16 protein-coding genes are annotated in these 21,793 nt (G+C 43.6%); 6 read left to right on the plus strand and 10 right to left on the minus strand.

Going from position 1 to position 21,793, the window contains the following annotated elements; translation table 11 throughout:
- Positions 1–149: 149 nt before the first annotated feature.
- Together P8629_RS09270 and P8629_RS09275 are read left to right on the plus strand one after the other, a co-directional pair.
- Positions 150–707 carry a thioredoxin family protein gene (locus tag P8629_RS09270; protein WP_278165849.1) on the plus strand — a complete coding sequence of 186 codons (558 nt, stop codon included), beginning with the start codon at positions 150–152 and terminating at the stop codon, positions 705–707.
- A 124-nt stretch (positions 708–831) separates the two neighbouring features.
- Complete coding sequence (locus P8629_RS09275) at positions 832–1,446, plus strand: hypothetical protein (protein ID WP_278165850.1); 615 nt, start codon at positions 832–834, stop codon at positions 1,444–1,446.
- A gap of 64 nt (positions 1,447–1,510) precedes the next feature.
- Here the strand turns inward: P8629_RS09275 and P8629_RS09280 are convergent, their stop codons facing one another.
- The 3 genes from P8629_RS09280 to P8629_RS09290 all read right to left on the minus strand — a co-directional run bounded on the left by P8629_RS09280 (position 1,511) and on the right by P8629_RS09290 (position 4,826).
- Entirely contained in the window at positions 1,511–3,718 is a 2,208-nt protein-coding gene (locus tag P8629_RS09280; protein ID WP_278165851.1) for a xanthine dehydrogenase family protein molybdopterin-binding subunit, read from the minus strand.
- 1 nt (position 3,719) lies between these two features.
- Complete coding sequence (locus P8629_RS09285) at positions 3,720–4,178, minus strand: (2Fe-2S)-binding protein (protein ID WP_278165852.1); 459 nt, start codon at positions 4,176–4,178, stop codon at positions 3,720–3,722.
- Positions 4,179–4,322: 144 nt separating this feature from the next.
- Positions 4,323–4,826: a BCAM0308 family protein gene (locus P8629_RS09290; RefSeq protein WP_278165853.1), complete on the minus strand. Its 504-nt coding sequence runs from the start codon at positions 4,824–4,826 to the stop codon at positions 4,323–4,325.
- A gap of 293 nt (positions 4,827–5,119) precedes the next feature.
- On the opposite strand from P8629_RS09290, the gene P8629_RS09295 reads away from it, so the two are divergent.
- Positions 5,120–5,551 (plus strand): YqaA family protein, encoded by a 432-nt coding sequence (locus P8629_RS09295; protein WP_278165854.1) that lies wholly within the window; start codon positions 5,120–5,122, stop codon positions 5,549–5,551.
- 45 nt (positions 5,552–5,596) lie between these two features.
- Here the strand turns inward: P8629_RS09295 and P8629_RS09300 are convergent, their stop codons facing one another.
- From P8629_RS09300 to P8629_RS09310, 3 genes are all read right to left on the minus strand, one after another.
- Positions 5,597–8,128, minus strand: a complete 2,532-nt coding sequence (locus P8629_RS09300) for an EAL domain-containing protein (protein ID WP_278165855.1) — start codon at positions 8,126–8,128, stop codon at positions 5,597–5,599.
- 8 nt (positions 8,129–8,136) lie between these two features.
- Positions 8,137–11,193: a PAS domain S-box protein gene (locus tag P8629_RS09305; protein WP_278165856.1), complete on the minus strand. Its 3,057-nt coding sequence runs from the start codon at positions 11,191–11,193 to the stop codon at positions 8,137–8,139.
- Positions 11,194–11,404: 211 nt separating this feature from the next.
- On the minus strand, positions 11,405–12,526 hold the full coding sequence (locus tag P8629_RS09310) for an MBL fold metallo-hydrolase (protein WP_278165857.1): 1,122 nt from the start codon (positions 12,524–12,526) through the stop codon (positions 11,405–11,407).
- Positions 12,527–12,745: 219 nt separating this feature from the next.
- Between P8629_RS09310 and P8629_RS09315 the strand changes: the two genes are divergently transcribed.
- Positions 12,746–13,999 (plus strand): DUF3419 family protein, encoded by a 1,254-nt coding sequence (locus tag P8629_RS09315; protein WP_278165858.1) that lies wholly within the window; start codon positions 12,746–12,748, stop codon positions 13,997–13,999.
- Positions 13,999–15,132 (plus strand): GNAT family N-acetyltransferase, encoded by a 1,134-nt coding sequence (locus P8629_RS09320; RefSeq protein ID WP_278165859.1) that lies wholly within the window; start codon positions 13,999–14,001, stop codon positions 15,130–15,132. The genes P8629_RS09315 and P8629_RS09320 overlap by 1 nt, the downstream gene beginning before the upstream one ends.
- A gap of 4 nt (positions 15,133–15,136) precedes the next feature.
- Here P8629_RS09320 and P8629_RS09325 read toward each other — a convergent pair whose 3' ends face one another.
- From P8629_RS09325 to doeB2, 4 genes are read right to left on the minus strand one after another with little or no spacing between them, the layout of a single operon-like run.
- Complete coding sequence (locus tag P8629_RS09325) at positions 15,137–16,507, minus strand: NAD-dependent succinate-semialdehyde dehydrogenase (protein WP_278165860.1); 1,371 nt, start codon at positions 16,505–16,507, stop codon at positions 15,137–15,139.
- A 9-nt stretch (positions 16,508–16,516) separates the two neighbouring features.
- Positions 16,517–17,761 carry an ectoine hydrolase gene (gene doeA, locus P8629_RS09330; protein WP_278165861.1) on the minus strand — a complete coding sequence of 415 codons (1,245 nt, stop codon included), beginning with the start codon at positions 17,759–17,761 and terminating at the stop codon, positions 16,517–16,519.
- A complete protein-coding gene (ectB, locus tag P8629_RS09335; RefSeq protein ID WP_278165862.1) occupies positions 17,758–19,017 on the minus strand; it encodes a diaminobutyrate--2-oxoglutarate transaminase in 1,260 nt (419 codons plus the stop codon). The genes doeA and ectB overlap by 4 nt, the downstream gene beginning before the upstream one ends.
- A 43-nt stretch (positions 19,018–19,060) precedes the next feature.
- Positions 19,061–20,233 carry a N(2)-acetyl-L-2,4-diaminobutanoate deacetylase DoeB2 gene (doeB2, locus tag P8629_RS09340; RefSeq protein WP_278165863.1) on the minus strand — a complete coding sequence of 391 codons (1,173 nt, stop codon included), beginning with the start codon at positions 20,231–20,233 and terminating at the stop codon, positions 19,061–19,063.
- Positions 20,234–20,699: 466 nt separating this feature from the next.
- Between doeB2 and P8629_RS09345 the strand changes: the two genes are divergently transcribed.
- Positions 20,700–21,782 (plus strand): 3'-5' exonuclease, encoded by a 1,083-nt coding sequence (locus tag P8629_RS09345; protein ID WP_278165864.1) that lies wholly within the window; start codon positions 20,700–20,702, stop codon positions 21,780–21,782.
- The last annotated feature ends 11 nt before the right edge of the window (positions 21,783–21,793 follow it).

A 21,793-nucleotide genomic window follows, 5' to 3' on the forward strand; every position in this document is an offset into this window, starting at 1 on the left:
GTTGGGGAACTGAAAAGGTAGCTCATTAGCTAACCTTTTTCTATTCCTAGGTGTTGCACTTGCTTGTTGAATCTATGTATCTATAAACTTGTCACTCTTGCCAATAATGCAGAGAATAGAACTATTAACGTTTTTTAAAAGGAGACAGTATGGTCAGCTTAACCACCCCGATTTGTGATTTTGATTTACCCGCCATCGATTTTGATTTACCCGGTGTTGACGGACAAAACTGGACTTTGGAAAAAGCCAAAGGACCGAATGGCTTGTTAATAATGTTCATCTGCAACCACTGCCCGTATGTCAAAGCCATTCAAACACGCTTGGCCAACGATGCGCGTATCCTGCGTGATGAGTATGGCGTCAACAGCATTGCCATTATGTCGAACGATCCGAACGAATACGAAGAAGATTCATTTGAAAACATGAAAAAAGTCGCCGAAGCCTATGACTTCCCATTTCCCTACGTGATGGATGAAACGCAAGAAGTTGCCAAAGCCTATGGTGCCGTGTGCACACCGGACTTTTTTGGCTACAATGCCGATTTAAAACTGCAATACCGTGGTAGGCTCGATGCCTCTCGTAAAGAAACCGCTGCAGAAGATGTTAAACGCGATTTATTGGAAGCGATGAAACAAGTCGCTGAAACCGGGAAAGGCCCTAAAGAACAGATTCCTTCCATGGGATGCTCGATTAAGTGGTCTTCCTAACAAAAGAAACATTTTTTAAAACAGTCAATTGTGCCGAAAATTCAGCTCGTTTTAGAACAATTTATAGTCCTTATTTTGCTACATATATTTAGTGAATAAACTCCTATAAAGGTTAAATTTTACAGTGAAAACAGGTATTAAACATCACAAATATGACATAGCACTTTTAACACTGGTGTTACTTTCAGCTTTAACCATGCTTTTAGCTTCTACAGATCCACTATGGAAAGCTTTAGAGGGAACAATTGGGGAAACCATTCTCATTACAAATATTTCTGGTAACAATGTGCTTTTTAATCTATCAACTGGAATTCTAGTAAGCTATATTTTTTACTTAATTGTTATTTATTTCCCGACTAAGCGCGAAAAATACAACACTAGAGATTCCCTATGTAACGAAGCAGTACTTGTTATGATGTGGGGAGCCCCTTTACATAGTAAAATCAAAAATTTAAATGATATTAATAATATTGAAGAATTGATTAAAGAACTTATTGTTGTTAATAAATTTACAGATATTGAACCCCTCTTTATAAAGGAGTGGGCGAACGATTCATTAAATATCTATGAATCATTGCTACCAATTGCTGCAACAATTAGTAGCGAACATTTAAAGAGATGGTCTATAGCAACTAAAAACCTAAGAGCTATAGCTAAAACTGATGATGAAAAAGAGATGTTTAGGTATTTTTTATACTTTTTAGAACATATCAAAAATTTTCGAGACGAAAAAATATAAGAACAAAAAGCTAGTTGAAGCTTGATTTGAATTTACTAAAGCTTCAACCGTATTTGAAAATAAATTAAACCTTCAGCGGTAAGTCTCGATAGATCTTATCAGTGAGCTGACTGACCGCTGCGGCAAGTGCGGGCGCGACCGGTGGAACGCCCGGCTCCCCATAGCCGCCGGGCCCCTTTTCGCTTTTGACAATTTCGACAATGATTTCCGGTGTCTCTGCCATTGTCAGCGCCGGGTAGTCATCAAAGTTGGTTTCCTGAACGCGTCCTTGTTCAAAATGAATCTTGCCTTTCAGTGCTGCTGTGAGTCCGTAGATAATCCCGGAACTCATTTGTCTTTTAACGATTTCGGGGTTCACCACCATGCCGCAGTCAATCACAGAATAGACTTTATCGACTTTGATTTGCCCGTTTTCTAAGCGAGCTTCAACCACTTCACCTGCAAAGCTGCCAAAGCTTTCGACCACGGCCATCCCTCTACCGACATTATCCGCTGGCTTGGACTTCCAACCGGAGAGTTTTTCCAATTGATTCAGGACGCCTGCGGTTCTGGAGTCGGGCTTGAGCAAAGCACGTCGATAATCAAATGGGTCATAACCGGCTTTTTGCGCCAGATCATTCAACATGCCTTCCAGAAAAAAGCCCGTGTAGGAATGCCCAACCGAACGCCAGAAACCGACGGGAATTTTCATGTCTTCACGCACCACGGATAAAGACACATTCGGCAATTGATATTCCTGATCGGCCAGCCCTTCAGACATGGCACCATCAATCATGGTATCTGAACCATTGGTAAATTCCGCCATGGTGGAGTCGGACACCACTTTGGTTTGCCATTCCAACGGTAGGCCTTTGGCATCCGTTTTCACGTCAAACTTGCAGACAGCAGCGGGGCGATAAAAGTCATGTTGAATGTCTTCCGGACGAGACCAAATCACTTTGACCGGGCGTTCCATTTCCATGGAAAGGGTCACGGCCTGCGCAACATAATCCACAAAGGCTCTGCGCCCAAACCCACCCCCAAGATAGGTGGTGTGAATGGTGACTTGCTCGGGTTGATGCAAGCTTAATTCCGCTGCGACCTTAGCAGATTGTGCTTGGTTTTGAGTCGGTGCCCAAACCTCACAATGCGAGTCAGTCACATGCGCTGTGGCGTTCATCGGCTCCATCGTAGTATGCGCCAGATAAGGGGCGGAGTAGACAGCTTCATATTTATGTTCAAAATCGGTCACCGCTTGAGCCGATTTAACCGACTCACCGGATTTGTTTAAACCGTCATGTAAGCGTTTTTCGATGTTATCGGTGTTCAGCCCAACCGTGTCGCCACCTTTAAAGGTTGGTTTAAGCTTTTCCAACCCTTTTTTGGCCTGCCAGTAACTGTCGGCCACCACGGCAATGCCATGTGGAATTTTAACGATACCTTTCACACCCTTGACGGATTTGGCGGCTTGTTCATCGTAGCTGTCTACTTGCCCACCAAACACCGGTGACTGTGCAACGGTGGCAATCAGCATATCGGGCAGTTGAACGTCAATCCCAAAGACCGCGGTACCATTCACTTTACTGGGCGTATCCACACGTGGCATCGACTTACCGATGTAGCGGTATTCACTCGCTTTCTTAAGGGTAGGATTTTTAGGGGGCTGAACCCACTTAGCCGTATCAATGACATGCTGAAAGGCAATTTGGCGTTGGGTAGGTTTATGAAGGATCATGCCCTCTTTGATTTCACACTCCTTAGCGGAGACTTGCCATTGCTTGGCGGCAGATTTAACCAACATCTCACGCAAAGTCGCCGCAATCACACGCATCGGCTCCCACCATGCGCGTACAGCGGTACTCCCACCTGTTAGCTGCATGCCAAACATCGGGTTGTTATAGAGAGGGTCATTAATGGGCGACTTCACCACCACCTTTTGATAATCCGCGCCTAATTCATCAGCGAAAATCATGGTAATGGCCGTCTGTGATCCTTGCCCCATTTCGGAAACAGGGATAAACATGGCGAGCTGACCGCTTTCATCTAACTGTAACCACCCTTTAACGGGATAGCTGTTTGAGCTTGAGGCATCGGTTTTCGCATAAGCCTTTTGCGCAGACGGCAAACTAAAACCAAGCACGAGTCCACCCATGCCAAGCAGACCTGCTTTTAATAACGCACGGCGACTTGGGTTTTCAGGTTCAATCACTTCGACCTGAACGTTTTTGGAGGTGTGTGCTACAGATGACTCTTGAGAAGATTGTGAGGAAATCTTTTTCATTAAATCTTGCATCTTACGCCTCCTTTCGCTTTAACTCGGTGGACAGCTCAACGGCTTTCTTAATTTCTGGATAGGTTCCGCAGCGGCACAGGTTTTTCATGGCTGACTGAACATCTTCATCGGTCGGGTTCGATGTTTTGTCTAGAAGTACAACGGCAGAGAGAATCTGCCCGGATTGACAATAGCCGCATTGTGGAACATCCAGCTTGGTCCAAGCCTGTACCACTGGATGATTGGGGTCAACGCCTTCAATGGTCGTAATTGCTTGGTCTTTTAATGACGAAATAGGAAAAGAACAACTGCGAATGGGGTTGCCATCTAGCAAGATGGTGCAGGCGCCACACAGGCCTTCACCACACCCAAACTTGGTGCCATTTAATTGTAAATGATCTCGAAGCACCCAAAGTAGAGGCGTATCTGAATCGGCCTCAACCGAGTATTTTTTATTGTTAACAACAAGTGACAGTTTCATTAGAAATATCCTCTTTTACAAAATCGGTTATCGCTTTGTATGACTGGGTTAAAAATGAATCGAAATATGAATAAGCAGAAAAAGGGACGCTCAGCACAACAATGGCTTGGCTTTATGCAAAAGCCTTGTCCCTTTTGGGTTAGATTAGCGTTCCCAATAGACACGAACAATCGTGTCTTCGTCGGTATATTGAATATCTAAATCGCCTTGAAAAGCACTTTCAATCGCTTTGCCGAGGCTGGTTGCTAAATGATGCTCAGTCACGGTGACCAAGGTTGAGTTGTCTTGCTGATCTTCAATGTTCATCAGGCGCTTTAAAGGGTGGTCTTGTTCCTGACGATCAGCATGGTTTTGAATGAGCTTGGCAATTTCTTCTTTATGCTCATTATAAAAAGCACCCTGTAGGGTTAGATACCCGGCCGGCACTCGGTCATGGATTCGCTGGCAAGCCGGACACAAAATCATTTTAGGATCATCCGGGGCATTTTCCATCCATTGCCATCGGCCCGAGGAAAAAACCACACCACACTTTGAACAAACGGTTGGTTCTGTCGGTTTACACCGCGCCATATAAGGATCATGGACTTTTTCTTTAATCAGTTTGTTACCTTTACCTGTTTTATTCAAATCAACACTTTTACCACTCATGATTCACATCCTTTGTAGAATTTGGATTTTTATCCTATTGTTTTAATGAACAAATTATTTTTTTAAATCTGACTTCCCAAAATAACGCAAAATTCAACAATAGTCACGTGCAAGATGGCACGATTTTCAACTCAAAATAATGTCTAATCGCTGAAGTCCTATCAGAGTAGGCTTTTGGAGAATGATTAAATTTTTCAATGACTTTAAACACCTCCATACTAAATATTGGCCAGGCCTGGTCATTTTATGAAACACAGCTGATGAAACTTTTAAGAAAGGGTTAAAATACGAGAATGGATAGTTATCTTTCTTTATTTTTAGTGTCATTTCTCGCTGCAACATTGTTTCCCGCTGGCTCGGAAATTTTGCTGTTAGGGCTCGCCTCCGCAGGGCATGACCCCTGGATGTTATGGCTTTGGGCTACGCTCGGTAATACACTTGGGTCCATGGTGAATTATGCTTTAGGGCGCTATTTACTGCATTATCAAGATCGGCGCTGGTTTCCCATTAAACCTAAGGCGTTAAACGCCAGCCAGCGTTGGTTTCAACGTTATGGAACCTGGTCATTATTGTTAGCCTGGGCGCCTATTTTTGGCGATGCGTTAACCTTGATTGCGGGCATTATGCGCGTGCCCTTTCATTGGTTTGCTTTATTGGTTTTCATCGGCAAAGGCGCACGATATGCGATTTTGCTCGGCTTGCTTGGTTGGTTCATTTCAACTTAAGCCTACCAATATCGCCCAGGCCTGGGCATTTTTTATACTTATTCATTACAATTTATTCAGGTAGATATGGTGTAAAAGCTGTCGGGTTTCTTGCCCCCAGGAAACCGGATAATCCAATCCTAAATCATAACTGAACAGGCCTTCTAAGGCTTTTCTCAATTGTTTGGCATCCATGTTCTGATTATTTTTGATGTATAAATCCAACACCAATTTGGTAATTAAATAAGCTTCGAAGCTGATAATGTTAATAAATTTAGAGGGGATTCGACGCTCCTTGGCTTGTGATCGAAACAATTTAGCAACCATCGTATCCCCGTGTAAGTCAGGCAAAGGGCTTGTTGCCATGACACTGAGTTTTCCTTGGCGTGATAACTGTTTCTTCAACATTCCGCTTCCGGCTAACGAGGTGGTGTAATACTGGATATTTTCGTTATTGACCTCTTCAATCAATTTTACCATCGCTCTGGCCGACCCAAAAAAGAATACTTTATTCGGCAATCGCTTTTGAACGGCTTGAATAACTTGATTAAAATCTTTCATGTCATAACTGATGATTTCCGAGGCATCCATGCGTGCTCGAATCAATTCTAAGCCCATTTTTACACGGGATCTTGGGATGATACAAAGTGACTTGCTATCACTTTCTTTCAACCTATCCAAGATCAGGTCGACTTCTGCACTGATCCCTGGCTTGAAGTTATAAATTCCTTTTGCACTTGGCTTTCGCAAGTCATCACAGCTGTTAAACACGCCAATAATGGGGACTTTACTGTCAGCCGTTTTCTTGGCAAAAGCCTCTGACTCAAATAAGGAAAAAGACGGCCCAATAATGCCGATACTTTTGGGCGAAATATTGTTTTCGGTATAGGTATAAAACTGATCTAAGGATGAAGCATCATCATAAAATTCTAAGCCGATATGACAATCAGCACGGCGCCCTTCAAACGCGGCTAGATAGGCTAAAATCATGCCGAATTTTTGGCTGTTTCCTATAAAGCTGAATTTACCGGTTAATGGCAAAATAAAAGTCAGCATGGCACGTGGCGGCGTTTTTCCAAGCTTTACTTTTGACTGCGCCAAAATAGGTTCTTCATCCTCTTCCTGATCTATGGCTTGTTGCGTCTCAGTTGAGGTCTGGTCATTTTCAGGTGATTTCTCTTGGGTTAAAACCGACGACTCAGAAGAGGGGGAGGTCGATTTTGAAACAGCTTGTTGCGTCGTGCTGGACTCTGCTGATGGCATCACTTTCGATTCAAGCGATTCAAGCATAGAGAGCACACGCTCATTATCATTTTTTTGAACAGATGAAGGGGCTGGTTGCCGAAGTTTGACTTCGGTATCCGGTGCCGCCTGTTCTGCCGTTGCACATAAGTTCACGTTTTCGACAGGGGTCGTTTCTTCATTATCTTCTAAAAGCGCCAATGCTTTATCGAAACTGAGTGAACGCGAATACCAATACCCTTGTACAATCCGAGCGCCGAGAAGTTTGAGTTGTGCGGCAATGGCTTCACTTTCAACCCCAATCACCACCACATCTAAATCTAAGGCGTGACACATCTGCAACGTACTTTTAATGAGGATGGCCGACTTGTCATCGGTTAAGAGATTAACGGCGAAACAAGGATCAATTTTTAACTCTGTAATAGGGTAGGTTTGCACTTGATCCATCGCCACATTGCCTGAACCGAAGTAATCCAATGAGACTTTGAACCCTTTCAATCTCAAACGACTTAATCCAGCAACCACCGTTGTAAAAGATGGCGAGAGATCAATCCTGGATATTTCAAAGATGATCTTGCCTCGAGGAATATCCTGCTCATCGACTTTTTGATATAACCAATCGGCAAATTCAAGGTCTTCTAAGTCTTGTGTGGACAAATTAACCGAAAGCGTTAACTGACCATATTGATTTAATAATTTTTTGAATTCAGTTAGCGCTTGATTAACAACCCGACGGGTAATCTCATGCATAAGTCCATGTTCTTCAGCAATGGGTAAAAATGATTTTGGATGAATCACTTCATTATCGGCAGTTAATATTCTGACCAAGGCTTCAAAGCCGACCACACGCTGAGTATTCAAGTCCACTTGCGGTTGATAATACACCGTCAATCGGTTTTCATCCAACGCCTGCTGTAGGGCATCAGGAGTCATCAATACTTCTTCAGAAGAAGATTCTGGCTGCTTGACACGCCCTTCTTTTGACACGTCATGCACTCTTTTGATTAAGGTCTGAATGGCATCCACATCAAATGGTTTATTCAAATGCCCAATCACTTTGATACCGTATGCCGATGCCAACCCTTCCGCACTCATCAATACAGAAGAATCCACGCCACTCATTAAAACGAGCGCCCCTTCATATGCATGCTCATGAAGCCAACCTAACACTTCAATCCCGTCTTTGTCTGGCATCCAGAGGTCTAAAAAAATCAAGTCGATATTTTTTATATCCGATTCTTTTAAAACCGTCGCGTCAGTGACAATATGACAAGGCGAATTGACTAATTCTGCGACAGAACCAATCAGTTCCGCAATGGAACGTTCGTCATCAATGACGAGCATATTTACTTCCATGAGACATCCTATTTTTTACTATCTGAGCCCAGAGCAGACTGGCGTGAAATTAAATGACTTTGAACAATACTTAACAAATCAGATTTTCGGTAAGGCTTATCCAATAAAACCATTTTTTGCTTAAGCAATCGAGCGTGGTTCAGGATATCCTTAGGAAACCCTGAACTGAAAATAATATCCACATTGGGGTATTCAGACTCAACCATATTTGCCAATTCAAAACCGTTTTTTTCTGGCATCACCACATCGGTCAACATTAAATCTACCGGGTGCCTCTTTAAGACCGACATGGCATTATCCGCACTGTAAGCCATCTCAACGTGATAGCCTGCCTTTTCTAAGTATTCAACTGCCAGAGCGCGAACGCTCACGTCATCATCAACGACCAAAATACAATATTGGGTAGGATCAAAGGATTCATCTAACGTGATAGGAGAGGGAATATCTAATTTTTCATCTTTAATTCCAGAGGCCAACTTCATACATTCTTTGCTTTCGTCTCTAGGGAAAAACAACTGGAAAGTGCTACCAATACCGGGTTCAGAATAAAGCTTTATAAACCCTTTAGACTGTTTCATAAAACTAAAAACTTGTGCCAAGCCAAAACCGGTACCCTTATTTTTCGGTTTGGTCGTAAAGAAGGGTTCGAAGATACTATTCAAATTCTCAGTCTCAATCCCACAGCCTGTATCAGAGACGGACAAGATGACATAATCGCCCTTAGGTATCTCTCCACCTAATACATCAATGCCTTTATCTTCCTGCATATAGTTTTCCACATCAATAAAAGCTTGGCCTCCATCAGGCATTGCATCTTGAGCATTTGTCAGCAAATTAAGCATTGCGGTCATCAATTCATCACGATTAACCAACACTGGCCAAACGGACACTTCTGGACAAACTGTAAACTCAACTAACTTACCGCAAGCTGCCTTCAAAATACGGCTTTCTTCTTCTAAAAACTGCAATAACAACACGCAATCTTCGGAAACAGGTTGCTGTCGTGAAAAGGTTAATAAGCGTCGAGTTAGCTTCGCGGCTTTTTCAGAAGAAGACACGGCGGCATTCAATTTTTCCAACAACTTTTGCTTGTCGATTTCCGGTTGTTCTAACAACAACTTGGATAAATCCAGATTTCCGATAATGGTGGTTAAAAAGTTATTAAAATCATGTGCCAGATTGCCTGTCAGCTTTCCAAGGGCATCCATTTTTTGTGACTGACGCACATCATTTTCCAGTTTTTTGCGTTCTGTAATGTCTCGAATAATACTAATAACATGCTGTTCACCCTTAATCATAATCGGGCTCAGGCTAATTTCAGCATCAAATGTTAAACCACTCGATTTCTGAGCTTTGAAGTCCACTCCAATCGCCATCATTCTTTCTTTAGGGCTTTTAAAATACTGCTCTCTGAGCACTTTATGATGTTCTCTATATGCGTCTGGAACCAACGTCTCAATGGTCGCATCTAAAAAATCTTCTGACGTCATATCAAACAGCTGTTGCGCTTTTTGGTTTGCCATATATATTTTGCCTTCCGCATCAGAAAGTAAAATACCGTCCGGCGCACTGTCTAATAACGCCCTAACCTGCTGTTCTCTGTCTTTAAGTTTTTGCTGTGCCTCGGTCAGTTGCGTAATTTCATAAAAAACGGCTGCCAAGAGCGGCGCTTCAAAATTATCTGAACTCATCAAAAAACATTGCACTTTAAAGCAACGTTTTTTGCGGTCAACTTTCAGGGTTAATTCATTTTGAGAGAGAGGATTTCCATCGGACAGTTGCTGCCATAAAAGGCGACGGGAAGATTTCGAATAGAATTGAAACCCTGTATAAACTTTGTTTAAAGCAAGTTCAGCCATCAAAATTTGACCGGCTTTATTTTGAAAGACAAATTCCCCTCCTTGATCACATAAAAACAGTCCATTTGGAGAGCGATTAAAAAAATTATCGAACAGCTTCTTTTGATAAATGTTGTGACGCTGAAAATAGGCACTTCTGTTAGCGAAGAACCCCAGAACTAATGCAAAAAGGAAGATTAAGACAATGAGCTGAAGCACCCACTGTTGCAACCGCTCATCGTTTAACAATTCTGACAACCACGTAGGTAAGTCGGGCATTTCGGTAATCACATAAAACTGCCCGGACCTATTTTTTGCCACTTCATGGTGGTTCTTAGCGAGCGATTGAATCAAGCGGATCGGATGCACATAAATAAGACGCCCCCCTTCATGCCATAAGGAGGACGGCGTTTTTCCAATACTCAGCCCCCCTGCCAGCTTAGGATATTTAGAGAATAAATCATCCTGATTCAAGCCTTGCTGTTCCCCTAAAATCTTTTGACCTGGGGGTGCCAAAACCCAATCCATACGTTGATTGACAATCCAAAGTTGTTGTTGGGGTTCTTTCTTTAAACGGGACAGTTGATCTAACAAATCTTGTACCAAAAAATTGACCACTAAAACGCCAATACGCTTACCTTGTTTATTAAAAATCGCGCTTGAAATTCTTAACGTCGGTTTAATTGGAATCTCAATGCGATTATTTTCAAAATTTAAATCCAACCTCGAAATTGCCAGTTGCCCATTTTTGAGTTGAGCCGCATCTTTAAAATAATAGCGTAATGACTTATCTTGCAAGTTTTCCGGAGAAACCTCGACCAATCCGGTGGGAGTTTTATTAAAACGAATGGCCTCCTGCCCAGCGTTGTTGATATATCGAATTTGAGACAATGCATTTTGGTGATGGATAAAATTGAAATACAAGCTTTTCAACAGCGTTAAGTCGTTACTGTTATTTTTCTGGGTTAGGCTGGTGGTTTCTTCGGCCAAGAACATCACATTTTTCACCATCCCACCAGCCCATTCCTTAACAAGGGTGCCCGCAGCTGAAGCAAGATACTGATTATGTAATTGAATACGTTCTTTTTTACCTTCTGCTTCGACCGATAAATAGACGCTAATAAAAAGCCACACCACCAAAATGCCGAGCCCAAAAGTCAACGCGAAAACTTTTCCGCCTTGCTTCCAGTAAGTTAAAAAGGACTCTTTATATAATCTTGATGGCATTAGACTTATATTCTCTTTTTTTGATTTAAAACAAGATTATTTAAATAAGTATATGCAATTTTACTCAAAAAATAAGGTTATTTTTAATGACACGCCGGTTATCATTTTTCACTAATATTCCAATCAAAAACCATTTATTTACAAGGGTTTTGCATAAAAAAACCGCCAGGCCTGGCGGTTTTAGGAGGGTCGCAGACTTTTAACAGACTGCTTAGGGAGAGTTCTTAGTTTTTTCAGCCATCATTTCTTGATAAATATGACGTGCATTTTCTTTAGACAACTGTTCAAACACGGGTCTATCTTTGTGTTTAGATTGATCAATAGCATCGACTTCTTCAATATCCCCCCCTCGATCAACAATTTTTTGCACTTCGGCAATCAACTCTACAAAGTAATCGTACGTTTGTCGTTTGATCGTGGCCAAGTTGGTCGGTGTTCCATGCCCAGGGATGACGGTGACATCTTTTGGTACCATCGCCACCATTTTTTCAAATGATCGAATCCAGTCTTTATAGTGGCTGTCATGCAATAACCCGGGCAGCCTTTCATTAAACCCAAGATCACCGGTAAAGAGTAACTTGCGAGAAGGGATATACATGCCTGTCATACTCGGCGTGTGCCCTCCCCCAAAATTAATCAGCTCCACGGTTTCGCCACCACCAACGTCAATGGTTTTACGATCTTTAAAGGTGGTAAACAAATCCGTTACATCTCGAGCCGACTGAGTAATCGCTCGGCCTCTCGCCGCAGCATAACGTTCTTTATTTTGGTTAAAAATTCGATGCCAATTTTCATTAGCACGTTCTTGTGAATACAAATTTTTTACCCCGACATCAGACCAGTAGCTGGCACCGAAATAGGCATGACCTTGATCATTTTCTACTGCCAACCATTTCACAGGTTTGTCTGTCAATCGTTTGATTTGTTGATGGAAACTGTATGCAACGGCTTCATTGGGCCCACCATTATAGATAAACACCCCATCTTTAAAAATAATCGCGGATAAGTTGTTATTCAAACCGTAGTTGGATAGAGTCCCCCAAATAAAACTTCCCACCACGGTGTAGACGCCGTCCATCACTTTCATGGCTTTCGGAATGGGTAATTCATCCCCAATATAACCGACGGATTTTTCTAGGCTGGCCACTTCTTTCGCATAGGTTTCAAAGGCATGATTGGCTTCTGAATTTTTGTTGAGTGCTGCGACTTCTTTTGCGTATGTTTCAAAACTCGCCACATAAGGGTCTTGGTTTTGACTGGCACTGGCTTGACTTAACAAAGGCGTAAAGAACAATGCGCCACTTAATAATGCAATGAATTTTCTAAACGACATCGGTCTTATCCTTCATCAAAAAACATAGTATTAGTCTAACTAAATAACGCCTTCCACATTATGCAATAAACATGCAATTAAATTGTCTGAATCGGTTGTTTTGCAGGAAGAATCGGATTCATATTTTTATCAAATAACTGTTACAAGATGGTCATTTTGACGAAAGCGTTTCGTTATAGCATAGCGAAAACTAAGCAATCATTTAAAAGAGAGCCTTTTATGACAACGTCAGCAACACCTGCGACCAAAGAATTGTTGAACTCGGCAGTCAACAACACCTCGCTTTTCAGCCGAAAAGGCTTCTTAGACCGCTTGTTTACCCGATGGTTTGACCGGCTGGTTTACCCTCAAATCTGGGAAGACCCGGAGGTCGACATCAAAGCGTTGTCGTTAAACCATGATTCTCGAATTTTTACCATCTCTTCAGGCGGTTGTAATGCGCTGAATTATCTAACGGTGGAACCGACATCGATTACCGTAGTCGACTTAAATGAAGCACATATTGCTTTGATTCAACTTAAAAAGGTGGCTTTAACGCATTTGCCGGATTATGAATCTTTTTTTGATTTTTTTGGCCGTGCCAATCTGCAAAAAAACATGGACAGCTATCAAATTCACATCAAACCCAATTTAGACCAAACGACATTAGAGTATTGGGAGGGCAAAGAAAGTTTTTGGGGGGCTCGCCGCATTGAATATTTCACCAACGGGTTTTATCGCCATGGCTTACTCGGACGGTTTATTGGGTTGATTCATTGGATCAGCAAATCATTGGGCTACGATATTCGACAGGTGATGCATGCAAGAACACGAGAAGACCAACACACGTTATTTGCAGAACACGTCTCACCGGTATTTGATACTCGTTTAATGAAGTTTTTGTGCAGCCGATCGGTGGTGATGTACAGTTTAGGCATTCCACCGGCACAATTTGATGAAATGGATAAAGAATCCAAGCAAGGGCAGTACGGCATGCATGATTTACTGAAAGAACGTGCCAGACGCTTAGCCTGTGATTTCCCGTTGGAAGATAACTACTTTGCCTGGCAGGCCTTTAACCGTGAATATGACATTAAATACCGACGAGCAGTGCCGCGCTATTTAAAAAAAGACTATTTTGAAGTCTTAAAAAAAGACATTGACCGTATTCATGTTTTCCACCAATCGATGACGGATCGGCTAAAAGCCATGCCGGCTAACAGCCTGAATGCTTATTTGTTTTTAGATGCGCAAGATTGGATGGACGCATCTCAATTGGCTGAGCTTTGGCAAGAAGTGAACCGTACCGCCATGCCGGGTGCGAAAGTCGTGTTTCGTACGGCAGGAGAAACCTCTCCACTGGAAGAAAAACTCCCTGAAGCATTATTGGCGAACTGGTCAACCGACATTGAAGCCAATTATCACTGGACCCAGCAAGATCGTTCTGCCATTTATGGCGGTGTGCATGCTTACACTCTGTCGTCGGTTGCATAATGTTTTTAGAACAGATTGAATCGATGAGCCCCCAACCAACCGGCCTGAAAACTATAGGAGAGGCACAGGCCTTCTACAATAGTCTGAAAATGATAGGCTTGCGCCATGCTATTCGCAATATTGATACGGAACTCAAGCTGGAAGAAATTGATGGACGCCTGGTTCCGATCTCCATTAACACGGCACAATTCGACAACAGTTATGTTTGCTCCCCTTATACCGCTTATATTTCTTATGCGAAAGAAGAGCTGGGATTACTCAACAATCTTTTGCTGGAAACCAGTTTAAAAAGTGTGATCGGGCTGGCCAGCGGTGCATTGAAATTGGCTAAAATCAACCAAACCGTTTCGATCAATAATTGGCTGGTCTCCACCAATCTCGTACCGGATTGGTCATCGGAAACCGTTCTGGATTTCACTCAATCCCTGAGTCAACGTTATCCCGAGCACAGTCTGAGTATCCGTTCATTGAATGGCCGAACCAATGCTGACTTGATGCAAACGCTGCAACAACGAGGCTGGCTTCTAATTCCTGCCAGACAAGTATATTTGTTTGACAACCAAAACACCGATTGGTGGAAACGTAATAACACCAAAAATGACCAACGCTTATTACGCAAAACCGCTTTACAGTATGTATCAAACGAAGACTTGTTTCCTGAGGACTTCCAGGCCATCGAAACCTGTTTTAACCAGTTATTTATTGAAAAACACTCGCATTACAATCCACAATTCACGGCGGAGTATTTTCAAGCACTGCATCAGGCAGGCCTGGTCACTTTTCATTGTTTTCGAAGTATTTCCGGGCGGATTGTCGCAGCGATAGGGTTACTGACCCAGCAAGACATCATTACCTCACCGATATTGGGGTACGACACACAACTACCGAAATCTCTCGGCCTATATCGTTTATTGATTGCTGTTTTGCTGAAAGAAACGTATGAAAGTGGCCGTTGCATGAATCTAAGCTCAGGGGCGAGCGCTTTCAAACGGATGCGGGGTGGCGAACCGGAAATCGAATACACCGCTTTCTATGTAGAACATTTGCCACAGAAACGACGTTGGGCGCTGTGTCAGTTTGCAAAATTGCTGAACCAAACAGCACCCCATTTATTCAAAAAATACCAAATTTAGTTGGTTAATTTTTCACAGGCCCGACCCAGACTTGTTGCACGTTTACAAATTCCATAATGCCATGCGGACCAAGTTCACGGCCGTAACCTGATTTTTTAACACCGCCACTAGGTAAACGAGGATCGGTTTTCACAATGCCGTTGATTGCCACTTGTCCGGCTTCAATTTGAGCGGCCATCCGGCGCGCTTTTTCTGTGTCTGCAGTCCAAATTGAAGCGGCCAATCCATAAGGTGTGTCATTGGCAATTTCGAGCGCATCCTCTTCAGAAACAGCTTTCATCACCACCGCAATCGGCCCAAAGGTTTCTTCGCAAGAAGCTTGCATGGAAGGCGTCACATCCACTAATAAAGTTGGTGGGTAGAAAAAGCCTTTTCCTTCTGGCATCTCTCCGCCCAGCAAACAACGAGCGCCTTGCTTAACCGTCATTTTGACTTGTCTATCCAGCGCTTCTTGTAAATCTGCCCGTGCAATCGGCCCCACCTGTGTATCTTCTTCCGATGGATCACCCATTTTTAAATTAGCCAAATGCGGTTTGAACGCTTCAATAAAAGCATCATAAACCGATTCTTCGACAATAATGCGCTTCGCTGCGATGCAAGATTGTCCCGCATTAATAATACGAGACAAAGCCAGTGTTTCGGCGGCTTTTTCAATGTCGGCATCAGCTAAGACTAAGCTCGGATCGGACCCACCCAGTTCCAGCACGGCCGGCTTGATATGCTTTGCCGCCAAAGAGGCCACCTGACTGCCAGCCGAACTCGACCCGGTTAAGGACACGGCACACACTGCCTCATGCTCCAGCACATGAGCCACTTGTTCATTATGAAGACGTAAGTTTTGCATCAATCTGGGATGCCCGGCTTTTTCAAATAATTTGGCAATGGCTTCCGCACACGCTGGCACGTGTGAATCATGTTTCATTAAACAGGTGTTGCCCGCCATCAGTGCCGGCGCACAAAACCGAAATGCCAGCCAAAAAGGCGCGTTCCAAGGCAATATTCCTAAAACGGGCCCCAAAGGTAAATGTTGGACATAGCTAAGGGAAGCATCCGACTCTAAGGTTTTCGGTTCAAGATACGCCGCACCCTGTTCGGCATAATGCCGCGCGCACCAAGCGGCTTTTTGTACCTCTCCGCGTGCTTCCTTAATCGGTTTTCCCATTTCCAATGTCATCAGTCGAGCTAAGGCTTCTTCATCTTCCAGCATCAAGTCAGCCACTTTATTTAATAATGCCGCGCGCTCTTCAAAGCTGGTTTTTTTCCAAACATGAAATGCATTCAATGACTTATCAATAATTAAATCGACTGCTTGAGGCAACATGGTTTTATATTGATGAATGACTTCTCCCGTGGCGGGATTGGTTGCTGTAAACATAATGACTCCTTATGCCGATGTCTCGGATTTTTTGGATTTTTTATTCTGAGAAACCGTTTTAATAGGCGTTTCATTTGACGCTGATTGAGAAGGTTTCAAAGTGAAGTTTTGTTCGACATCTTCAAAGAAGGAGCCACAACCGGTTTCCGTGATATAAAAGGTATCGGAAATACCACAGGTCTTATCGCCGTCGATGCCCCACATCCATGGAATCACGTGAAATGTCATTCCGGGTTCTAATACCGAACTATCCCCTTGAAACAAACTCAAGATATAACCTTCATCCCAACTTGGCGGGAAAGCAATCCCGATGGAATACCCCGAACGGGTAATCAATTTGGCACCGATTTCATTATCCGAAATGATATTACGAATCATATTATCCACATCAGAAACCGTCATCCCAGGTCGCATTTTTTCGCGCGTATGTGACAGAGCCACTTTCATGATTTCTTGTGCTTTATACATGCTATCGGTCAGTTCTCCGCAAATCGCGGTACGCATCATCGCGGTATGATAACGTCGATAACACCCAGCCACTTCCATAAAAACATGTTCGCCAGGTTGCACTTCACGCCCTTCCCAAGAAGCATGTCCAATCATGGTTCTCGGGCCAGACGTCACATAAGGCATCACCGCGGGAATCTCTCCTCCGGCTGCGAACATGGCTTGACTGATTGCCCCACCAATTTCATTTTCAGTCACACCAGGAGCACAAGCCTCAATACCGGCTTTCATGCCGGCTTTGGTCGCTACAGCCGCTTTTCTCATCACGTCAAGTTCATAACTGGATTTATAAACGCGACCTTGTTCCACAATCCCGAAACAATCCATGAGACGACTTTTGGTAAAGGTGGTATGAAAGGTATCTTGATGATAAGCAGGGAAGAAGTAGGAGTTTCGTTCATAACCAATCGATTTCCCAGCCAAACCAAACTCCACCAACGCAGAAATCAGCATTTGAATTGCATCACCGGTATCAGGATAAGGGCGGGTAATCTCCACCCAAGTACGCGCCAAGACATTCGATTCTTCCAGCTTACGCGTGACCATAAAAGGTTCACTGTCTATCGGCACCACTAAGGCTTGAAAAAAGGAATACCCTGTCGTCTGGTAATCCGTTAAATACATCAGATTTTCCGGATCGGAAATAATCACAGCATCCAGCAAACGTTTTTCCATACGTTGTCTGAGTTCATGAATCCGACGTTCATATTCCGAAAACGGAAAGGTCATATCATCGCGTTCAATCATGATGCTTTCTCCACTTGACGCTGTATTGCCTGCTCTAAAATAGCCAGGCCTGCTTGCAGCTCATCTTCAGGTATGGTTAACGGCGGAATCAACTTAATGACTTGCCCGCCGACACCACAAGGCCCAAATAACATACCGTGATCAAAACAGTCTCGCGCCACCGCTTTTGCCAGAGCGCCGTCTTTGACATCCAAAGCTTGCATCATGCCTTTGCCTCGAACACAAAACCCTTTATCTGAATAACGATCAGCTAACGTTTGCAGGTGCTGTTGCATAACCTGACCTTTCGCACGAGTTTGCGACAATAAATCATCGTCTTCAAAAAAGCGCAGCGCTTCGCGACCCGCGACAAATGAAATGTTTTGTCCACGGAAAGTTCCGGTATGCTCTCCCGGTTTCCAATGCTGGTCATGTTCAGGCTTGACTAAGTTCATTGCCATCGGTGTTCCCAATCCGCCAATGCCTTTCGCCAACGTTACAATATCCGGATCAAGCCCCATGTTTTCAAAACTGAAATACTGCCCTGTTCGACCACATCCTGCTTGAATGTCGTCGATAATCAATAACGCCCCTAAATCATGCGCCAACTTCTGCAATGCCTGCAACCATTCTGCCGAGGCAACATTTACACCCCCTTCAGCCTGAATCGCTTCAACGATAAAGGCAGCGGGCTTCTCAGCGCCACCGGAGGAATTTTCATATAAGGCTCTCAAGGTCTCAAGACTCTCCATGCCTCCGCCTTGATTACTTTCAAATGGCCAGTGAGACACCATCGTTAAAGGCACACCAGACGCATTACGAAACACTTCGTTCGCGGTACACGCCAAAGCGCCCAAGGTCATGCCATGAAACCCTTGACTGAATGCAACCACGTCTTGGCGTCCCGTGACACGGCGTGCAAGTTTTAGCGCGGCCTCCACCGCATTGGTCCCTGTTGGCCCCATAAATTGAAGTTTGTAGTCCATTTTTCGAGGCTGAAGGATGGTTTCCACAAACCCTTTTATAAATTCACGTTTGGCGCCTGTCATCATATCCAAACTATGCAGCACCCCATCATTTTGAATATATTCCACAATGGCGGCTTTAAGCTTGGGGTGGTTGTGACCAAAATTTAGTACCCCGGCTCCGGCATAAAAATCAATATATTCTTTACCGTTTTCATCCGTTTGTTTGGCATTTTCACCTTTAACAAAAACGGCCGGATAAGATCGTGCATACGCACGGATTTCAGACTCATAACTTGCAAACCAATCCATCTTTTTTCTCCTTCTAATCCAACACACTATGCTTTAAGCGAACTTAATTAGGCACGGGTGCGCCAGCCAAACGACTAAAAACTTTAACGACTTTTTTGATTACACGATCATTAAAAACATACTCAGGACTATGACATGGTGCTGAAAAATGCTGACCTTTCTCAGAGTCTTCTGCCATACCGACCAAAGCAAAGGCTCCGGGAATTGCATTTAAGTAATAACTGAAATCTTCTGATGCCATCAACGGCATCAACAGTTCAGACGAGGTCGCCTCTTCACCAAATTCGGCCTGCAATGCAGCACGATAATCTGCTGCAGGCACCGCATGGTTAATAGTGGCCTCATATCGAGCTCGATTTTCAACCTCTGCGACCACGCCATAACTTTTTGCGGTCGCCTCGGTAATTTCTTCAATCAGCTGATTTATGGGCGCTCGCCATTGAGGTTGAGACAACCGGATACTGCCTTCAAGTTTTACTTTATCGGGAATAACCGTGACATTACTGATAGCGTTAATTGAGGTGACACTGACCACGGCATTGGCTTGTGGTGGAAGCCGACGACTGACAATTTGCTGTAAATTCATCGTCACCGCGGCGGCGGCTAAAACAGGATCGTGCGCCACTTCGGGCTGAGAAGCGTGCCCACCCTTTCCTTTCAATGTGATGTGAAAGGTACCATTGCCTGACATGACAGGCCCGTCTGGGCAAAGCGCTTTTCCAAAAGGAAGGGCTGGCCAGTTATGCCAGCCATATAGATAATCGATACCGTTTAACGCACCGTCTTCAATCATTTTTTTAGCGCCATGCCCGCCTTCTTCAGCCGGTTGAAAAAGTAAAGAGATAGGATGAGATAATAAGGATTCGTTTTGTTTAAACCAAGCGGCAGCGGCGAGCAATGTCGCGGTATGACCATCATGACCACAGGCGTGCATTTTGCCCGACTCAGTCGAGCAATAGTCAACCCCTGATGCTTCTGTAATCGGCAAAGCATCCATGTCAGCTCGAAAAGCGATATGCGGTCCAGCTGCCTTCGGTGCCAAGGTTGCCACGGTACCGAATTGAGCGCAGGCACGCCAAGCAATATCCAGCTCTGTTAATTGCGCACGAATATAATCAGCGGTTTGGATTTCTTCCCAGGTTAATTCCGGGTGCTGATGCAACCAGTGGCGACTTATAATCGCTTTCTCCAGGATAGCCTGCCAAGACTTAGTCATTGTTTCTCCTTCAGAATCGGAAACCCGCTTCAGAGAATTGGTGAATTTAACGCACAATACCTCATTACTAGAGAAATCAGAACCAACTCAATTAAGAACAACAATTTCAATTAGTTAGAATGAAATAACCGTTCAAAAACTAAACACTCTCGCCCCAGTGTCGCACCACTTTAAGTAGCCCGAAGCACCAAAAAGAAAATGAACGACTCTAAAACCTCAAAGAAATAAATAGTTGTTTTGACGTAACAAATACATTAACACATTGTTTTTATGAGACACAAATACAAAAGTATGACACGTCCTTATAATTTTCAAAGAGCGCCACTAATGTTGTATTAATGGCTGTTTCGAATAGCAAAATATGTCAAAAAGATGAAATTTAACGGAAAAGCGGTCAGTTTCCCGGAATAGGAATCGACAAGCTGATAAAATAACCGTCATTTTCACAGAAACGTTAAATACCACTATGAGCAACGCCCAACTTATCTTTATTGATAAACGCAATCAACCGATTAAAGAATACATCGTCGCGGTCGCCGCTTCCGATGGATTGAATATTAAAGGCATCCAAATCATAGCCTCCCCTGCGAAGGGCGAAAAAGCGCTCATTAGCGCAACGGTTAAAATCCCACCACTAGAAGACTTGCAGTTCGACACCACAAAAATCGTGAATGCAATTCTGGATCAACTCGTGGTCGGTGAAGAAACCTTAAGCGTGAAAGAATTGATTGAACGTGCGAGTGAAGAGGATGAAGTACGCAAATCCTTAAGCAAGTCCGTCAAAAAGCTCAAAAGCAAGTTAACGGATCTCATTAAAGAATTCACGGGGTCAGAAGTCATCAATTTGATTCAGGAGCGTCGTAATGATGCTAACTTCAAACTCAAAGAACATGACCAAGAACTGAAGGGTAACAAAGTCGTCTGTATCGACATTGAAGCAACAGACATTTGTACCAAAGACAATGCCGACATCATCCAAGTTTCTATTTGCGATTTGGAAGGTAATGAACTGCTGAACCAGTTAATCAATCCCGGTTATGACATCCCAGAGAATGACAAACACAACATCTGTACCGAAATGGTTCAGGATGCGCCTTTCTTAGCCGATGCCTGGGAAGAAATTCACCGTATTCTAGCCGAAGCGGATACCGTGCTGGCCTACAGTACTGAATCTGACTTTGCCTATCTGGAAAAAAGTGCGGAAAAGAAAATGCTGACCTTTGAACTGGATTACAACAAATGGTTGGATGTTGCCGAGCTTTCTAAAGATTTAGTGGGCGCTTTACGTTGGCAGTCTGAAAAGATGTATTGGTTCTACAAAACGCCAAAGCTAACCGATGCGTATGAAAAAATCATGGGAACCCCTTTTCCCGGTGATGCGCATGATGCCTTGGCAGATGCACAAGCAACAGCCGAATTGTTTAATGCCATGCTGGTCAGAGGTCGTAAATCACAAGTGAAGATTAAAAAACCTGAACCGGTGAAAGACGAAATTTCGAACAACCCATTTGCGCAGGCCTTTGCGGCTGCCAAACGTAAGTCGAAATAAGACGAGTCGTT

Source organism: Hydrogenovibrio sp. 3SP14C1, from assembly GCF_029625905.1.
Classification (GTDB): domain Bacteria; phylum Pseudomonadota; class Gammaproteobacteria; order Thiomicrospirales; family Thiomicrospiraceae; genus Hydrogenovibrio.

What these genes read in the sequence shown, in the direction of transcription:
- ectB (WP_278165862.1), bottom strand. Translation starts at nt 19,017, where the DNA reads ATGGATTGGTTTGCAAGTTATGAGTCTGAAATCCGTGCGTATGCACGA.
- doeA (WP_278165861.1), bottom strand. Translation starts at nt 17,761, where the DNA reads ATGATTGAACGCGATGATATGACCTTTCCGTTTTCGGAATATGAACGT.
- P8629_RS09285 (WP_278165852.1), bottom strand. Translation starts at nt 4,178, where the DNA reads ATGAAACTGTCACTTGTTGTTAACAATAAAAAATACTCGGTTGAGGCC.
- P8629_RS09325 (WP_278165860.1), bottom strand. Translation starts at nt 16,507, where the DNA reads ATGTTTACAGCAACCAATCCCGCCACGGGAGAAGTCATTCATCAATAT.
- P8629_RS09320 (WP_278165859.1), top strand. Translation starts at nt 13,999, where the DNA reads ATGTTTTTAGAACAGATTGAATCGATGAGCCCCCAACCAACCGGCCTG.
- P8629_RS09295 (WP_278165854.1), top strand. Translation starts at nt 5,120, where the DNA reads ATGGATAGTTATCTTTCTTTATTTTTAGTGTCATTTCTCGCTGCAACA.
- P8629_RS09280 (WP_278165851.1), bottom strand. Translation starts at nt 3,718, where the DNA reads ATGCAAGATTTAATGAAAAAGATTTCCTCACAATCTTCTCAAGAGTCA.
- P8629_RS09300 (WP_278165855.1), bottom strand. Translation starts at nt 8,128, where the DNA reads ATGGAAGTAAATATGCTCGTCATTGATGACGAACGTTCCATTGCGGAA.
- P8629_RS09315 (WP_278165858.1), top strand. Translation starts at nt 12,746, where the DNA reads ATGACAACGTCAGCAACACCTGCGACCAAAGAATTGTTGAACTCGGCA.
- P8629_RS09290 (WP_278165853.1), bottom strand. Translation starts at nt 4,826, where the DNA reads ATGAGTGGTAAAAGTGTTGATTTGAATAAAACAGGTAAAGGTAACAAA.
- P8629_RS09305 (WP_278165856.1), bottom strand. Translation starts at nt 11,193, where the DNA reads ATGCCATCAAGATTATATAAAGAGTCCTTTTTAACTTACTGGAAGCAA.
- P8629_RS09310 (WP_278165857.1), bottom strand. Translation starts at nt 12,526, where the DNA reads ATGTCGTTTAGAAAATTCATTGCATTATTAAGTGGCGCATTGTTCTTT.
- P8629_RS09345 (WP_278165864.1), top strand. Translation starts at nt 20,700, where the DNA reads ATGAGCAACGCCCAACTTATCTTTATTGATAAACGCAATCAACCGATT.
- doeB2 (WP_278165863.1), bottom strand. Translation starts at nt 20,233, where the DNA reads ATGACTAAGTCTTGGCAGGCTATCCTGGAGAAAGCGATTATAAGTCGC.
- P8629_RS09270 (WP_278165849.1), top strand. Translation starts at nt 150, where the DNA reads ATGGTCAGCTTAACCACCCCGATTTGTGATTTTGATTTACCCGCCATC.